The organism is Bosea sp. PAMC 26642 (assembly GCF_001562255.1).
Lineage (GTDB): Bacteria > Pseudomonadota > Alphaproteobacteria > Rhizobiales > Beijerinckiaceae > Allobosea.
Genome location: NZ_CP014301.1, coordinates 2653863 through 2669972 on the forward strand (window position 1 = coordinate 2653863; position 16110 = coordinate 2669972).

General features: G+C 59.8%; 14 protein-coding genes and 1 pseudogene. 8 read left to right on the forward strand and 7 right to left on the reverse strand.

Annotation, left to right across the window (positions count from 1 at the left end; translation table 11 throughout):
- Positions 1-67 precede the first annotated feature (67 nt).
- From AXW83_RS12830 to AXW83_RS27065, 4 genes and pseudogenes are all read right to left on the reverse strand, one after another.
- On the reverse strand, positions 68-2593 hold the full coding sequence (locus tag AXW83_RS12830) for an ATP-binding protein (protein ID WP_066614050.1): 2526 nt from the start codon (positions 2591-2593) through the stop codon (positions 68-70).
- Positions 2590-4080, reverse strand: coding sequence for an ATPase domain-containing protein (locus tag AXW83_RS12835; protein ID WP_066614053.1), 1491 nt, complete (start codon positions 4078-4080; stop codon positions 2590-2592). Before AXW83_RS12835 ends, AXW83_RS12830 begins: the two co-directional genes overlap by 4 nt.
- Positions 4081-4425: 345 nt before the next feature.
- Positions 4426-4611, reverse strand: a complete 186-nt coding sequence (locus AXW83_RS12840) for a hypothetical protein (protein ID WP_066614055.1) — start codon at positions 4609-4611, stop codon at positions 4426-4428.
- 106 nt (positions 4612-4717) lie between these two features.
- Positions 4718-4825: pseudogene (locus tag AXW83_RS27065) on the reverse strand (IS6 family transposase); the annotation flags it as partial.
- 228 nt (positions 4826-5053) lie between these two features.
- Between AXW83_RS27065 and AXW83_RS12845 the strand changes: the two are divergent.
- Together AXW83_RS12845 and AXW83_RS12850 are read left to right on the forward strand one after the other, a co-directional pair.
- Entirely contained in the window at positions 5054-6391 is a 1338-nt protein-coding gene (locus tag AXW83_RS12845; protein WP_066614057.1) for a sensor histidine kinase, read from the forward strand.
- A gap of 38 nt (positions 6392-6429) precedes the next feature.
- A complete protein-coding gene (locus AXW83_RS12850) occupies positions 6430-7563 on the forward strand; it encodes a sugar ABC transporter substrate-binding protein (RefSeq protein ID WP_082767101.1) in 1134 nt (377 codons plus the stop codon).
- A 289-nt stretch (positions 7564-7852) separates the two neighbouring features.
- Here the strand turns inward: AXW83_RS12850 and AXW83_RS12855 are convergent, their stop codons facing one another.
- A complete protein-coding gene (locus tag AXW83_RS12855; RefSeq protein WP_066614059.1) occupies positions 7853-8254 on the reverse strand; it encodes a response regulator in 402 nt (133 codons plus the stop codon).
- A gap of 237 nt (positions 8255-8491) precedes the next feature.
- On the opposite strand from AXW83_RS12855, the gene AXW83_RS12860 reads away from it, so the two are divergent.
- Entirely contained in the window at positions 8492-10192 is a 1701-nt protein-coding gene (locus AXW83_RS12860) for a sensor histidine kinase (protein ID WP_066614061.1), read from the forward strand.
- Positions 10193-10567: 375 nt separating this feature from the next.
- On the opposite strand, the gene AXW83_RS12865 is transcribed toward AXW83_RS12860, so the two are convergent.
- A complete protein-coding gene (locus tag AXW83_RS12865; RefSeq protein WP_066614063.1) occupies positions 10568-10804 on the reverse strand; it encodes a hypothetical protein in 237 nt (78 codons plus the stop codon).
- Between the two features lie 150 nt (positions 10805-10954).
- On the opposite strand from AXW83_RS12865, the gene AXW83_RS27070 reads away from it, so the two are divergent.
- The 4 genes from AXW83_RS27070 (at position 10955) to AXW83_RS12885 (ending at position 14207) form a co-directional block, all read left to right on the forward strand.
- Positions 10955-11137 (forward strand): hypothetical protein, encoded by a 183-nt coding sequence (locus AXW83_RS27070; RefSeq protein ID WP_156640011.1) that lies wholly within the window; start codon positions 10955-10957, stop codon positions 11135-11137.
- 285 nt (positions 11138-11422) lie between these two features.
- Positions 11423-11632: a hypothetical protein gene (locus AXW83_RS12870; RefSeq protein WP_066614065.1), complete on the forward strand. Its 210-nt coding sequence runs from the start codon at positions 11423-11425 to the stop codon at positions 11630-11632.
- A 615-nt stretch (positions 11633-12247) separates the two neighbouring features.
- Positions 12248-13285 (forward strand): YihY/virulence factor BrkB family protein, encoded by a 1038-nt coding sequence (locus tag AXW83_RS12875; protein WP_236841898.1) that lies wholly within the window; start codon positions 12248-12250, stop codon positions 13283-13285.
- 619 nt (positions 13286-13904) lie between these two features.
- Entirely contained in the window at positions 13905-14207 is a 303-nt protein-coding gene (locus tag AXW83_RS12885; protein WP_066614071.1) for a hypothetical protein, read from the forward strand.
- A 723-nt stretch (positions 14208-14930) separates the two neighbouring features.
- Here AXW83_RS12885 and AXW83_RS12895 read toward each other — a convergent pair.
- Positions 14931-15260 carry a hypothetical protein gene (locus AXW83_RS12895; protein WP_066614075.1) on the reverse strand — a complete coding sequence of 110 codons (330 nt, stop codon included), beginning with the start codon at positions 15258-15260 and terminating at the stop codon, positions 14931-14933.
- 239 nt (positions 15261-15499) lie between these two features.
- Here AXW83_RS12895 and AXW83_RS12900 point away from each other — a divergent pair, with 239 nt between their 5' ends.
- Entirely contained in the window at positions 15500-15925 is a 426-nt protein-coding gene (locus tag AXW83_RS12900; protein ID WP_066614077.1) for a DUF1236 domain-containing protein, read from the forward strand.
- Positions 15926-16110 lie beyond the last annotated feature (185 nt).

Below are 16110 nucleotides of genomic sequence, written 5' to 3' on the forward strand. Positions count from 1 at the left end.
TATGCGATACAAAACGTCGAACAGGCGCTGAAAGAATGCCTCGCTTCGTAGCTGCGTCTTCCGTGCCCTAACGCTGCCCCCGACGCGTCGCCCGGCGTAAAACACGGGACAGTTCCTCGGCAGCATATGGCTTTTGCAATAGCTCGAAGCCATGTCGACCTTCTTCTGCCAAGACATGGCTGTAGCCGGACGTGAGCACGACGGGCAGGCCCGGACGGCGGCGCCGGATTTCCTGGCCCAACTGGACGCCGCTCATTCCCGGCATCACCACGTCGGAAAAAACGGCGTCGAATTCATCGACTTCCTCGATCAGTCGAAGCGCCTCGTTAGCGTCCGCCGCCCACGTGGTTTCGTACCCGAGGTCCTGTAAAAGCTGGGTCGAGAAGGTGCCGACCTGGACATTGTCCTCCACCACCAGCACGCGGCGTCCATAGCCCTTCTTAGGCGCCTCGGCATCAGCGGCCACTGATCGCTCGGCAATTACGGCCGGACGCTTTACCAGAGGAAGGTATAGGGTGAATGTGGTGCCGCGCCCTACCTCGCTCTCAACTGCAAGGGTGCCGCCGGACTGCTTGGCGAAACCGTAGGCTTGGGAAAGCCCGAGACCCGTGCCTCTGCCGACTTCCTTGGTCGTGTAAAAGGGTTCGAAGATCTGATCCAGTTTCTCGGGCGGTATGCCGTGGCCGGTATCGGTGATCGAGACGGCGACGTGGTCTTCGGAAGGGGCGGTTTTTCGTGTGACGGTGGGCAGTCTCGCGGCACGCCATACCCGTATGGAAAGCGTGCCTTCCTCCTGCATGGCGTCACGGGCATTGACTGCCATGTTGACCAGGGCCGTCTCGAACTGGCTCGCGTCCGTTTCTACGAAGCACGCCTGGGCACCGAGTTCCGTAGCGATGCGGATGCGCGAACCCACGACCGTGTTCAGCATGTCGACGATGGCGCCAACGCGCTCCGAAGCGTCGAAAACCTCACGCTTGAGCGGCTGTCGGCGTGCGAAGGCGAGCAGCTGGCCCGTAAGCCGGGAGGCGCGGTCGACCGTTTCTGAGATTGCGTCGACATAACGACTTTTCCGCTCCTCGGCGAGACCTGGTCGTCGGAGTAGGTCGGTCGAGCTTTTGATGATCGTGAGCAGGTTATTGAAGTCGTGGGCGACTCCGCCCGTAAGCTGCCCAACAGCTTCCATCTTCTGCGCCTGGCGAAGCGCATCCTCAGCCTTGGTCCGCTCGGCCACCTCGTCCATAACCCGCTGCTCCAGGGTCTCGTTTAGGTGGCGTAATTGCTCCTCGACAGCCTTGCGCGCGGTCACGTCGATGGCCGTGCCGAGGAGCCGGATGCAGCGGTCGCCTTCGAAGACGCCGCGGCCCTTGGCTGCCACCCATCGCAGCGCCCCGTCCTCTTTACCGATAGTCCGATACTCCACGTCGTAAAGCGCGCGTCGTGTCGAATCCGCTGCAGCGGCGTAGGCCGCGCTCGTTGCCTCCCTGTCGTCCGGGTGCAGGCCGTCGTAGAAATCCTGCATGGACACGGGAACGTCCGCGGAGATTCCAAAAAGGGCCTTCACACGGGCAGGCCAAACGAGCTGGTCGTGGATGGGGTCCACGTCCCAGAAGCCGATATCGGCATGTTCCGTCGCAAGTCGCAACCGTTCCTCGCTTTCGCGAAGGCGGGCCTCAGCGCCGACCCGTTCGACGTGCGACCAGCAGCGGTCCACAATGGTTTGCACAAGGGCCAGTTCGCTCGTTTGCCAGTCGCGCGGATTACTTTGATGGAGCGCCATCATTGCGACCAGGCGACCGTCCTTCACCAGCGGACAGCAAACGACTGCGCAGATGCCGATCGCCAGGAACATCTCGCGTCCCTCGCCTAAAGCGAGTTCGGCAGCGACATCGCGGACCACCAGCCTGTGCCCGCCACGCATCTCGGCCGCAGCGCGGGGACCGAACAGGTCAAGACTGTACGTTCCGGCCGAACTCGCGATTCCCGGTGCAGCGTAATCGTTGCGAATGAAAAAGCGGTCGTTGTCAGAGTCAACGTCGGCGTAAGCGCATCGGGAAGCGCCAAGGCGATCTGCAAGCAGCGTAGCCGCCGTCAGCATTGCGGCTGGCGCGTCGCTTGCGCCTCGCATTGCCTCGTCCAGCTGACTCAAGAAGCGAAGCTCTTCGACTCGCGCCCGTGCCTCATACTGCCTCCTCCGACCGCGAAGAGCGGCGCGAACCAGGCTTACCAAGGTCGTGGGGTGAAACGGGCGCTCCAGAAATGTCGTATTGCCGAGCAAGTCGAGGTAACGGTGCGCGGCCGGGTTGCGCTCCAACCCACCCCCTTGGGCCGTCAGGAGCACAAAGGGGAGGTCCGACCATTCCTGCTGGTCCGCGATCCACGCGGCGAGGGGATTGAGATCGGCGGTCGCCAGCGCCTCCTCCGTGACCACTACGACTGCCGCGCCGACGTCGAGTTCCGCGACGAGATCCGGAAGCGAGACGCAGGCCTTGGCGTCCGTGCCCGCCTCACCTAGCATGGCAACGGCGATGGCCGCGTCCCGCCCACGGGGAGCCAGCACCAGCGCACGTTCTGAAGAAGTCGACCGCTTCACGCCTGGTCTACCTGGGCCTGCGCTGCATTATCGCCAACCAAGGTCGGCACGCCCCGCAGCACGCCTTGGAAGTTGACCAGGGGCTCGCCGAGGGTGATCCCGTGACCGCCGATTCGGTATTCGCGGATAGTGTCCTCATGCTTGCCCGTGCGCTTCTTAACAACAGAGATTGCTCTTCGCACCCGCCCGAGAGCCTCGAAATAACGCATCAGGATCACCGTGTCAGCCAAGTATGTGACATCCACAGGCGACTTCATGTCCCCGACGAGCCCGTGCTGGGCGACGGTGAGGAAGGTTGTCGCGCCTTGTCTGTTTAAGTATTGAAGTAGCTCGTGGATATGCAGAACAAGGGCTTGCTCGTGCGGCATGGCGGCCTGATATCCGTTCAAGCTATCGACGATCACCGTCCTGACGCCATGCTCGTCCACACATCGGCGCACTTTCTCGGAGAATTCGCCCGGGCTCAGCTCGGCGGCATCCACCTGCTCGACGAACAATTGGCCCCCATCGACCATTCCCTGCAGATCGATGCCAAGGTTCTTGGCGCGATCAAACAGAAGCCCGAGCTCTTCGTCGAAAACGAACAAGGCCGCGCTCTCGCCGCGAGCCACGGCGCCTTGGATGAAGGTAAGGCCGAGGAGCGACTTTCCCGTGCCCGCAGGGCCGAGCACTAGCACGCTTGATCCGCGCTCGATGCCGCCACCTAACAATGCATCGAGTTCGGGTGAGCCGCTCTTCAGTACGTCGCGGACGAACTTCGTCTTGTGCTCAGCAGAAACGAGACGCGGGAACACGCGCACGCCGCCAGTGAGGATGGAGAAATCGTGATAGCCGCCGCGATAGCGCCGGCCACGATATTTTGTGACGCGAAGGCGACGGCGGTCCGCCCCGTATTCGGGCGACGTCTCTTCAAGGCGGATCACGCCATGGGCGACGCTGTGCACCGTCTTGTCGTTGACGTCGGTGGTGAGGTCATCGAGCATCAGCACAGTCGCCCCCTGTCTGGCGAAGTAATGCTTGAGCGCCAGGATCTGGCGTCGGTAACGCAGCGAACTCTGGGCAAGTAGTCGAATCTCAGAGAGGCTATCCAGCACCACACGGTCGGGCCGGACCTGCTCGAACGCTTCAAAGATGCGTTTCGTGGTCTCGCCAAGTTCCAGGTCCGAAGAATAGAGGAGGCTCTGCTGTTGATCCTCGTCGAGGAGGATCTCGGGGGGTACGAGTTCGAAGATGTCGATGCCGGCCATATCCAGCCCGTGCGAGGCGGCGCCGGCGCGCAATTCCTCCTCGGTTTCAGCCAACGTGATGTAGAGCGAGCGTTCGCCCGCCTTTGCCCCGGCCGACAAAAATTGGATCGAAACGGTAGTCTTGCCCGTACCAGGGTTGCCTTCAAGAAGGAACAGGCGCCGCCTTTCCAACCCGCCCCCAAGAACGTCGTCCAACCCGATAACGCCTGTCAGGGCCTGCTTGTCCAATGGCTCAGTCACACTGGGCTCCCGCCGTAGTCCAAGGTCATCGACGACCCGAACGAGACGAGCTGTTGAAGCGCCGCCTTGCCCAACCCTAACGCTTGTGGCGTCTAGGGTCGATAAACAACACGGGCGCATCAACGCCATGTCTTAAGACATAGCAGCGCTTGATGCCCTGCATGTCCTGCGAAGCTTGGGACGCTCCAATCCGATCATTGGGAGGAAAGCTTGACTAGGGGAACCGCGCGGGCTGCTTCCGCCTCTCCGCGCTACGGCTCACCCTGCATGGATGCACAGTGGCGACATTGAACAGAAACCCCGCCGTGCCGAGGGCAACACGACGGGGCAGTTGGTCTCACTTGCTCAGAATGTCGGAATCCCTGGCGGCGTCGGGGGCATAGGCTCCGCGTCCGTATTGGTCGCTGCCTTTTCGCCCACCTGCAGATCTACCGAGACCTTGTTGAGCGAGCCATCCGCAGGCTTTACCTCAGCGGATTTCACCTTCTCGACCTCGGCATCCGATAACTTGTTTCCTTCACCGTCGCGCATGACATGGTCCTTCTAACTGCATGCTGCGCGAACCAGCGGGTCATAGGAGATGTTCCAGCGCAAAGGTGGATAGGTTCCGCCAAGCATCAGCGAAGAGTGTCCGCCGCAACTCCTCGACATCGCGGTAGCTCAAGGTGAACCGCAGGTAGAGCCACACGGCGTGCCTGATAATCTCAGGCGGGAACTGGTGACGGGCGTAAGAATTCGGCTGCATGCCCCCTACCCTAACCGGCCAGGCTCAATTCGCCCATTCCCGTGACAATGCCTTCAAGCGGCATTGGTACCGGATTGATTAATAAGGCTGCGGCAGGCGTATGCGTTGAAATGGCATTGCTCGCTGCCCCGTTCTCGCTACAGTCCCGCGGCGCTGTTGATCGTGGGAACGAATGAACCCTCGTTTTGCTATTCGGGATAGCCGCGCTTGGATTTGAGGCGCGACGGAATGCCGATCTCACAACGATTTCTCGTCACGTCCACTCTGATTTTTCTGCTCACCGCGGCGGCCGCCCTGTTGTGTCTCGTCGGCGCAACCGTCTGGCTAAGCCAGCGAGCCCAGACCGACGCTGCGATTGTTGATGACCAGCGTTTGCTCCGCAATCGCGCTGTCGGTGTGCGAGAGGCCCTGCTCGCCGCGGAGTCAAGCCAAAGAGGCTACGTGCTTACGAGCAATGAAATCTACCTGGCGCCGTACGAGAACGCCAAGCTCGTGGCGCAAGAGGAAATTGCGAGGCTGACGAAAGATCTTGCTTCGAGCGGCCGCTTCCAGGCCATGTTGCCGCGGCTGAAGGCTTTGGTCGATCAGAGGATCGGTGATCTCGACAGCACAATGCGGGCCAAAAATGCGGGCACCGTCGCTGAGGCGTCGACAACCATCGCGACCAATCAAGGAAAGGCCTTGATGGATGAGGTTGAAGTCTTTCTTTCCGCCATCGTGATCGAAGCCGAAGATGCCCTGACCGACCGCCTGGGCACTCAGACTACAAATATCCTGGCGCTTCGCGTCGGGACAATTCTGGCGAGCCTCTTGATCCTAGGAGTGGTCATCGGGGTTGTCGTCACCTTCACGCGCTATACCCGCGAGATCGTGCAGGCCCGCGATGAGCTTTCAAGGGCGAATTCCAGCCTCGAATTCAAGGTGGCGGAGCGAACCGACGATCTCGTTCGGGCAAGAGATCGGGCTGAGGTTCTTCTGACGGAGGTCAATCACCGCGTTGCCAACAACCTGTCTTTCGTCAGCGCTCTCATCCGCCTGCAACGCCAGGCGATCCCGGACAAAGCCGCCAAGGACGCCTTGGATGAGACTGGCTCCCGCATCCAGGCCATCGCAGAGATTCACAAGCACCTCTACACGTCCGGGGACGTCACGTCGGTTGCACTGGATACCTACATGACCGCGCTGTTGGCGCAGCTCGAGCAAACACTTGCTTCAGGAGGATTTGGCGCTTCGATCAGACATGAGATCGAACCGGTCCGCGTTTCGACCAATGCTAGTATCAGCTTAGGCATCATCATCACCGAATGGGTCACCAATGCGTTCAAATACGCCTATGGCGGGCAGACTGGCGAAGTTCGGGTGCTCGCGCGTAAGCTCGATGACAAGCTCCTCGTCGCGGTCGAAGATGATGGTATCGGCATGTCGACCGGCGGACCGACGCGAGGCACCGGCGTGGGCTCCAAGATCGTCACGACCATCGCGCGGTCGCTCAAGGCAGAGGTCGATTATGTTAGCCGCAATCCGGGAACGGAAGCCCGTCTCGTGATGTCTGTCGAACCCGCCTAGCGCGGCGGCGCCACCCCAGGACTCGTCGGAGCATTTGCATGACACTCTCGCGCAGGGCGGTTTTAGGGGCGCTGGGGCTGGGTCCCACGTTTCCGTCCATAGGGAGATCGCAAGAGGCACCTCGCGGCATCACCACGCCGAAAAAATTCGGCAACTTCAACCCTGATGCTCCGAGGTGCACGGTCCCGCCTGGGCTCAGTAAGGTCTTGGTGTTCGCGCAGGACAATCAGCGCCAATTTGTCCAAGGCGCGGCGCGCGGGATGGCACTGGCCGCCAAGCAACGGGGTCTCGCATTTGAGATCGCTCTAGCCGACAACGATCCAAACGCTATGGTCGGGCACGTTCGCCGGGCGCTCGCCGATCGTGTCGGTGCACTGATTGCGGCTCCAATCAACGTCGCCACTCTTGCGCCCGTGATCAGGGAGTTCATCGCGCAAGGGGGATATGTCGGATCGATCGTGCCACCTCCGGCGACGACGATTCTCAATGCACCTCAATTGGCGACCGGCAAGGCGCTCGGAGATGCCGCTGCGGCTTACATTCGGACCCGATTGGGCGGCGAAGCTCGGGTCGTCCTTTTGACGCATGATTCGAACCAGTTCCTCGCGCAGCGCTTTGTGGCGATCCGCGCCGCTCTGAAGTCTGTCCCCGGGGCGCGCGTCATCGCTGACATTTCGCCGAAGACCGTCGATAAAGATGGCGGACAGGCGACCATGCGGACAATCTTGCTTGCGCATTCGCGCGTCGATGTCGTTCTTGGAGCCGACACCGTCGTTCTTGGGGCGTTAGCGGCGCTGCGCGAAGCGCGTCTCGCACGTGACGACCAGTTCATCGGCGGCATCGACGGCGAGCCAGAAGCCTTCGCAGAGATGCAAAAAGGCGGGCCTTATAAGGCCAGCGTCAGCTTGGCTTCGCCCATCTTTGGCTATGCTCTAGCTCAACACGCCGCCGATTGGTTAGAGGGAAGATCGGTGCCGCAAGGTCTTGATATCCTGCCGAGCCTGGTCTCCCGGGAAACTCAGAGCCGGTTCGAGCGTGATACCGCCGATCCTGCCGCAGTTTTTTACGACCAAGCTCGCCGCAATGCCTATTTGCGAGCCTATGGCAATAATTGCTATGATGATCGGTCCGATTTCGTCGATTTCGGCTGGTCTTCCGAATTAAAAGAATAGGCCATAAGCCGCGATCGACGTCGTGTGACGGCCACAGGCTCGAATGTCGACCTTTGCTCAACCGCCGCATGCCCGATTTGGCTGATTTTGATCAAATGTCCGAATCAAGGCTTTGTCGGAGAAAGTTGTACATCGTCACCGCCAGGCCCGCGTTCGCATTAACAAGAAAAGGCCAGGTAATCCTGGCGCATTTAAACGCCAACATAGACTGCATCGTGAGAGATATATCGCCGCGCGGCTCTGATCTTCATATCTGCGACCTTGTATAGCGGCACTGACGATCAGCTATCTAGGCAGGCGGCGCGCCGGCTTTGCTCATGCCCGCTGCGGTGATGAGCTGCGATATGGCGGTGATGACCTGTGTCAGCGCGTAGGGTTTCTGGATCATCAGGCTGTTCGGGACGCCTTTTGAGGCCCACTCTCCGGAGCTGTCCCCGCTCATGTAAACTAGGGGCATCTCCGCCACCAGCTCGCGGGCGCGTTGGCCTACATCCCAGCCGCTGGGACCTTGGCCGAGCCGGATATCCGTCAGTACTCCTTTGAACCGGCTCGCGTCTTTTTCGAGCTCATCAAGGGCTTTTTGGCCGGAACTGGTGACGACGCATTCGAATCCTGCGTGGGTGAGAGCATCTTCCAGGTCGAGCGCGATCAGGGTCTCGTCCTCCACGAGTAGCAAAGCTATCGACGTCATGCTTGTCTCAACTCTAGGTAATCGGACGTCCCGGGCGGCTCAGTTCGCAGTCTGCGTGAATACCAGCTAAGCCTTTACGTTGACAACAGGGCACCGGGATGATCGTCAACGCGTCCCAATTATCAAGATCCTGCGCGCTCGCTGCTTCACGGCAGGTTTGGCCGATGACGCTTTGCCACCGGACCTGCCAGTGCTACTTGAACCGCACTAGATGTATCGGCGGCGGGGAAGTTACAGGTGAGGTTATCGCTGGGCCTGCGCACGCTGGCTATCACGGGGGCGACGTTGCTGCCGGTACTAGGCGTGCTCGCCTATTCCGAATACACGCTGCGGGATAGCCGGCAGCGTGAAGTCGAACAGCTTGCCCTGAGCGTGGCGCGGCAGGCCGCTATCGAATTGGACCGACTCGCCGCCGGCGCAGAGGGGGTCCTGCAAGCCATCGCAAAAGCTCCAGTAGTTACCAGCCTGAACGAGGAGCTTTGCACACGGTACCTTGGTGAACTCAAACCAACCCTACCCCACTTCACGGCCATCGGAGTGTTCGATAAGGACGGATACTCGCGTTGCCGATCGGATGGTCTCGTTACCACGACATCTTTTGGTGACCGCAGGTATTTTCAGGACGCGCTCGCTGCCAAAGGCCATATGGTCATCGGCGAATATACGGTCAGTCGTGTTACCGGAAAACCGTCACTTCCGTTCGCCCTTGCTATCATGGCAGGCGATAATGCCGTGGGGGTAGTTGTTTCCGCGATCGACCTCGATTGGCTCGGGGCGAGCTTGCGGGCCCGCAAACTAGCGGACAATGCTTCGCTGACAATAGCCGACCGTAACGGCACCATACTCGCGCGCGAGCCACAGCCGCATCGATTTGTTGGCAACAAAATCCCTGACCAGTTCAAATCCCTACTGACGGCCGATACAGCTGGCACTGTAAACGTTAGGAGTCAGGATGGGACCGATCGCGTCCTAGGCTATGTGCCGGTATCAGAGGCGCCGACAGGCTTGTACGTCAGCGCCGGCATCTCACGGAACGACGCATTCGCGGCGGTCAACACCGCCACGCGCCGCAACCTGCTTATCGGCTTATGCGCGGGTGGGGTCTCGATCCTGCTCGGCTGGCTGCTTGGAAACCGCCTTCTTCGAGGGCCTGTGCTGCGAATTTCTGAAACGATTGCCGGCCGTCGGGCAGGAAATGAAGATCTTCGTACGCAGATGACCGCGGATCAGGGCGACATCGAGGCGCTAGGCGCGGAAATAGATGCCTACATGGACGAGTTAAACCGGGCGCGGGTCGAACGTGAACAGGGCGAGCAACACCGCACTATGCTCACGCACGAGCTCTCTCATCGGGTGAAGAATCTCTTGGCCACGGTCCAGGCAATCGCCAGTCAAACCTTCCGAAGCGGAAGTGACTTCAAGCTTAGCTTGGCGACGTTCAACGAACGACTGACGGCGTTGGGCAATGCCCAGGCACTGCTAGTGCTGGACCGGGCAGACGCAGCCACCGTAATGGAGGCTCTGTCGAGTGCAACCAGCGTTTTCGAGGCGGACCGCGGAGCCCGGTTCAGGCTCAACGGTCCGCCGATCGCTTTGAGTTCGGAGGCGGCGCTCAGTCTCGCCATGGCTACCCATGAGCTATGCACCAATGCCGTGAAGTATGGAGCTTTGAGCGTACCGGACGGCGTTGTCGAGGTGGATTGGGGCCTCTCGGAAGGCATGTTCAGGCTCCGCTGGGTCGAACGTGGGGGGCCGCCTGCAAGTCCGCCAAACCGACAAGGATTCGGCTCGCGGATGATAGAGCGGGTATTGGCGGGAGAGCTGGGCGGCAAGGCTCAGATGCGCTACGGCGCGGAAGGCTTCAGCTGCATTTTCGAGGCACCTGGAGCAGCCTTCACCAGCATTAAAGCTGCCGGCCCCGGCGTAGATGTGGATTAACGCTTATAAGCGCGTGTTTCCAAGGCAACTGCGGTTTTCCTCAATGGCCGCTGGCCGCATCGGTAGGAGGCTTCGCCGGCGTCTGTCCTGGGCCCGCGATTATTTTGAACGCCGTTATTTTTTGCCAAATCGAGGATTTCATTAGTCAACAGGGTTTCATGTCGTGGATTATCTGCGCGGAGGGGGACCGTTCAAAAGGGCTTCGAAGATCCCCGACTGAAACCGCAGTAAGATCTGCACGTCAAACGTTGCCGGCCCCGAATAACGAAACACTTGTTGACCTGCGTCTAGACGATCCATCCGAACTAATAGACTGTCGTCCAATTTTGCGTGGGTTCGACCAAGTTTTGCAGCAGTGAGCTGGGTTCGCGTTGATCAAATCGACGGCCAAACATAGGGTGTGAGCATCGCCAACGCCACCGCGCCGAGTGCTATTTTACCTGCCCCAGCGGTGACGACCGTGGATCGCTTGCCGTCATAGCGGATGAATCCCAAAACGTCCGATAGACCCCACAGAACAAAGCAGACGGCTATCGATGCGAACACAAGCTCGGCGACCGGCATGTTTGCAAGGGTGGCGCCGAGGGCGTCTCGTAGCTTGATCAGCAGCACTGAATTCGACCGTGACGCAGGACGTGATGCTGTAGCTTCTTTGCTGGCAGCGTGGCTGTCACTCGATTGCCACCCCCAACTTCTTCTCGCTCTCGCCCGTTAGTTTAGTGCGGGCGCGTCCCGCAGCCTAGCCGCGCCGGAACGTCCCAGGTGAGTTCACCGGAACAGTCAACGGCACGGTGGGTTGGTCATCGCGAGGGTATCGAGTATATCAAAGCACTGGTTGCCGGCGATCAGCCGATGACGCTCGAAATGATGCGGCTGTTCCGCGAGTTCGTAATCCGCGACTACGTTTATGAGGCTGGACAGCAAGACGTTGTCGCCGCCACGTGATCCGGGAAGGTGCCATGCGGGTCGATATGGCTTGGGATGAGCGCCGTAAAACCGATATTAGGAGACCCCGATCGGGCGTGCGGTTTAGGAAATGGGAATGAGCGGTCCAACCAGTTTTGAAGTAGGCCCGGCTCAAGAAGGCGATATCGGCCGCGGGCGCGTTCGGGTGCATCATAAGAAGCGCTCGGGCGTCAGTCGTCGACCCGGCATCGTTGTTCTAACCGCCGCATCCGGTAAGTCGGTTCTCGTTTCGTACTTGGGCATGAGCTGGATCAAAACTTAATTTTGCTGGACTACGAAGTGCGGACCGAGCTCGGCGTTTCCAAGGGTCAAAAGATTGAGCTGGTGATTGAGCGTGCAGGGCTGGCGGGAAAGCTCCGGTGGTATTTTGGGAATGCCGATCCCGCGATCCACATTCCGGCTTGGATTGCCGTTTGGTCGATGTTCCTCGGAATTGCCGGCATCGCCATCGGCCTTTTCGCTCTTGTTGGGTGATCTTGGTCCCTCGGACCTGCGCGGTTGCCGGGAAGGTTCAGTATGATGACTGATAACCGAGACGACCAGCTATCGGGCGAAACGGTCAAAATGCGTCTTCGAGATGTTCGGATGGGCGCTTGGTAGGGCCATGTCCGCCGCGCCCGACGACAAAGCGGAGCTACTACGGCGGCTGGCCGCCGTAGTACGCACTGTAGCTGCAGAAAACGAAAGCGGGTCAGAGATGGCACGCGCTCTAAACCTGACTGCCAATAAGATTGATGCGGCAGCTAGGCCCGCTGAAAATCCGGGCGCTGCTGAATCAAACTAGCATTTGCCAGGTGGATAGGCAGCTGGCTCCGCTTCGCTGGCCTCGGTCATCGACCCCATTCGAGCCTCGGCGGCCTCGCGCCATCGATGTTCGCAACCCGGCCCCGACAGGGCCAAAACGAAGCCGGACCTAACTTATGACCGGCGGGAAAATCGGGAGCACGTCACTCATAACCAGTAGCTGACGTGTTGTCGGAAGCTACGCCCGTCGTTTCGAACTTAGCAGCAACCATTCTTCCGGTTTGGCGTTTGCCCCGGCACGGAGGGCCGGTCGTGCGCAAAAGTCTATGGATCAGGGATTTGGGGTTGGCTGCCGCTCTCGGTGTTGCGTCGGCTTATGTGGTTTCCCGTTTGGGTCGGACGAGCGGAAGTCCACGAGACGACAAACATGCAGCGAAAACGGCGCATCGCACCCAGCTAGGGTCCGACGCCGAAGCGCCGACCGAAATCCCTGCCAAGGGCTGGTGGGAGATTGCTCGCCGCACCTATCACGAGGTCAATCAAGACCGGGTCCGCGCGGTCGCAGCCGGGGTGACCTTTTACGCCCTTCTGGCGCTGTTTCCGGCACTGACCGCGTTTGTTTCTCTATATGGGCTCGTTGCCGATCTTGGGACCATCACTGATCAGCTCGCATCGATCGAAGGCTTCCTGCCGGCTGGTGCGACGGATTTCCTGCGAGAGCAGATCGGACGTATCGCGGCCGGCGGTGACACAAAGCTCAGCATCGCGCTTCTGATCAGCCTGACATTGGCAGTCTGGAGCGCCAACGCGGGCGTAAAGGCAATCTTCGACGCGCTCAATGTCGCCTATGGCGAGGATGAGAAGCGCGGCTTCATCAAGTTGAACCTGGTGTCGCTCGCGTTCACGCTTGGCATCCTGTTCTTCCTGCTTGGCGCCATCGGCGCAATCGCTGTCATCCCGGTTGTGCTGGATTACCTTTATCTAGGCGGCGCCGCAGAGTGGTTGATTGCAGTCGGGCGCTGGCCCGTTCTGATCGGCATTCTGCTGCTCGGGCTGGCGGTGCTGTATCGTTACGGGCCGAGCCGCGACAAGGCGCAATGGGCGTGGGTCAGCCCTGGAGCACTTTTTGCCGGCGTGGGGTGGCTCGTCGCCTCGATGTTGTTCTCTTGGTACGTCGCGAATTTCGAGGATTACAATAAGACCTACGGCACCGTCGGCGCCGTCATCGGCCTTCTGACGTGGATGTGGTTGTCGGCAACCATCGTTCTTGTCGGCGCGGAGCTGAACTCGGAAGCAGAGCGCCAGACGGATCGCGATACGACAAAAGGCGCTCCCATGCCGGTTGGTATGCGGGGCGCTGATGCTGCGGACCGCAAGGGGTAGGACGGCCTTTGGCAACCGGAGCGACATCTATCGACTTGGGTAACGGCACCCTCGGGAACTACTCCCAAGTGTCTTCGTTATCGGGCAGGACCAGTAATCGAAAGACAGCACATGCCATCGGATAACCCCGCCAAAGAGAGTTTGGAACTGGAGCAGCGCGCGCAACGCCATGCTGCTTTGCACAGGGACCCAGACGCCGAACTCAGCGCAGCTCTAGAGGGCACATTTCCGGCCAGCGACCCTGTGTCCGTTCAAGCCCCTGTGACGGCAGGCAGCAGTTCTCTTGCGGAGTGGGTTGTTGATGAAACTGAGGAGATAGCGGAATCAGCCGGCGAGCGCGTGACGGAACTCCAGCACATGCTGGCAGACGAAATCCGCGCGCGGCCGTTGATAGCTGTCTCCTGGGCTCTGGCCGCGGGCGCTATTCTCGGGTTCTTGGCGTCGCGATAGACCGATTGCTCGCAATATGGGGACCGGATCTTCGTCGCCGTGGCCTGTGCCGTATGCGTTTAGACGATCTACCCGAACTGATCGGCCTAACCCAAGCCTTCACCAGGTCAAAGGGCAGCTCGAGCGAGACTTTCTCGAATTTACGGCCATTGAGCCAAAGGTCTTCAGTATGTCGAACGCATATCCCTTTACTCCGCAGCCCCAGCCGCGTCAGGACGACCGAGACCAAGCTGGCGGCTCGGCAACCTCAACTACCGACAAGCTCATTGATCACGCCGAGGAAACGACCGCTAGCCTTACGCGTGGGGCGAAGGAGGTTGTCACCAGCATCGACGATAAGCGGCGCACCGTTGGCGTCGACACCGACAAGCTAAGCGACCTTATTGCCGACGAGATCAACGACCGGCCCATTCGTGCCCTTGGCATCGCGATGGCGGTCGGCTTTTTCGTCGGTATTGTGGCGGCTCGCTAAGCCATGTTCGCGTCAATCGGGGAAAACATCACAATGAGGATTTCGGATGTCGTGAGGCGCACTGCCACGATTGCCGGTCTCTACGTGTTCGCCGCGCTGATGGTCATCTGCGCGGCGGGCTACGGCCTCAATGCCCTTTACAGCTACCTGATGTCTTCACAGGGTGCGGTCGCGGCCAGCTGGTGGGTTGCAGGAGGCCTCTTGGTTGTCGCAATAATTTGCGGTGGGGTAGCTGTCTACATTGGCAAGAAACCACGTCCGTCCCCGCCCGTCCCGTGGGCGCAGGCGGCATTGGTGTCAGCCCCAATCATCGCCAAGCTTTCAAGATCACGACAGGCCGCCTCACTGGCCGGTTCGGCAGCGAATTGGAATGTTCCGGTCGTAGGAGGCGTAATCGCTCTCAGTTTTGTTATTGGTCACAGAATGATGACGCGCAGGTCCGCAGCAGATTAAGCCGCCATGATGCCGCAACTGCTCCCGTCGGTTCAAACACCGGTGATACCCGCGTCTTTCGCGGGAATTCGCCTCGGGCGTTGATAAATAGTGTCTACTGCCCCGGCGCACGGACCAAGGCGCCAAGGTTATGGCCGATCATAGCCGATCCCAACTCTCTGCGGGCCCATTTGTAGGCGGCGCCCTGCGATAGATAGATGTATCGTCTCGGTTCATGGGGACGCATTCTGGCGACATGCAGTATGGACGGGCTCTTGCTTTTGTTATTTATTAGCCTGCCTTGAGCGCGGGTTTCTCGGCGCACGTCGTGCTCTCGATCGGCTCGCCTTGATCGTTGAGCCACTGCCAACGCTTCAAATCCGGTTGGAAAAGGAATGAAGGCAAGCCCTGGTCGCGCGGGACAAGTTTCAGCTTGTCCATGACGTATTGACGAGCTTGCCCATTCACTTCGACGGTTACATTCCCCGACGGCTCGGCTTGCTCGATGACGATTTGCCCGGCTTCGAATTTACAAGTGTAAACCGGGTGCGGGACGGGGTCCGTCTCAGCGACCAGCGCTAGGCCAAGTGGCAGTAATAGAACCGCGATATGTGAGATCATGTTGCCTCCAAAGGGTAGCAGTCAGTGCGATAAGCCTCGCCTACCTCAAAGGTTCCTCTGAGTGGCCACCCTTTAAATGCGTGTGCATCAAGCAGTCGATTGTCTTCCCTTGGACGAAGGCAAAGCCACCGCAGCAGCGCTAACCCACTCATTATGAACGGTTATTCATGGAACTGGTGCTTTGGTCTGCAGTTTAGATTGCGACTGAGGGGCAACATGCTCACAAAGGGAGAAATACCATGATCAAGAATATCGTTCTTATCGCCGCCCTCGCCATCGTTCCCGCAACTGCATTCTCGCAGTCGAACTCAGGCGCTGCCGGTGGAGCCGCGAGCGGCGCAGCCACGGGTGCTGTTGGCGGAGCGATCGTCGGGGGGCCTGTCGGAGCCGTCGTCGGTGGCGTAGGTGGTGCCGCTGCTGGCGCGATCGTCGGTGGCATCGCAACTGAGAACCGCACCGAGTTCCGCACCTATGTGAAGGAACAGAAGGTCACTTCTGTCCCGTATAAGGAGAAGGTCGTCGTCGGTGCGACCCTGCCTGACACGGTCACCTATCGCGAGGTTCCGGCCAAGTACGGCAAGACCGAATATCGCTACACTGTGGTCAACGACCAGACCGTCCTGGTCGAGCCCAAGACACGCAAGATTGTTCAGATCATCGAATGATCAAATGGAGCCCACCTCGTTCGGGGTGGGCTCCTTTCGGTTGGGGGCACCCTGACGCTGACGCCACTAGCCGTGGTCTCAAGAAGTTGCCCCCATTGTCGGGCTGGATGAGCGTCTCACAGATCTAATCCTGTGCCGGCTTCTGACGACCGGAGCCATTTATCCTTTGGTTACGTCTGAAATTT

Bases quoted from the DNA above. Each gene is read 5' to 3' on its own strand.
- AXW83_RS12850 (WP_082767101.1), top strand. From the start codon at position 6,430: ATGACACTCTCGCGCAGGGCGGTTTTAGGGGCGCTGGGGCTGGGTCCC.
- AXW83_RS12845 (WP_066614057.1), top strand. From the start codon at position 5,054: ATGCCGATCTCACAACGATTTCTCGTCACGTCCACTCTGATTTTTCTG.
- AXW83_RS12840 (WP_066614055.1), bottom strand. From the start codon at position 4,611: ATGCGCGACGGTGAAGGAAACAAGTTATCGGATGCCGAGGTCGAGAAG.
- AXW83_RS12885 (WP_066614071.1), top strand. From the start codon at position 13,905: ATGTCGAACGCATATCCCTTTACTCCGCAGCCCCAGCCGCGTCAGGAC.
- AXW83_RS12895 (WP_066614075.1), bottom strand. From the start codon at position 15,260: ATGATCTCACATATCGCGGTTCTATTACTGCCACTTGGCCTAGCGCTG.
- AXW83_RS12855 (WP_066614059.1), bottom strand. From the start codon at position 8,254: ATGACGTCGATAGCTTTGCTACTCGTGGAGGACGAGACCCTGATCGCG.
- AXW83_RS12900 (WP_066614077.1), top strand. From the start codon at position 15,500: ATGATCAAGAATATCGTTCTTATCGCCGCCCTCGCCATCGTTCCCGCA.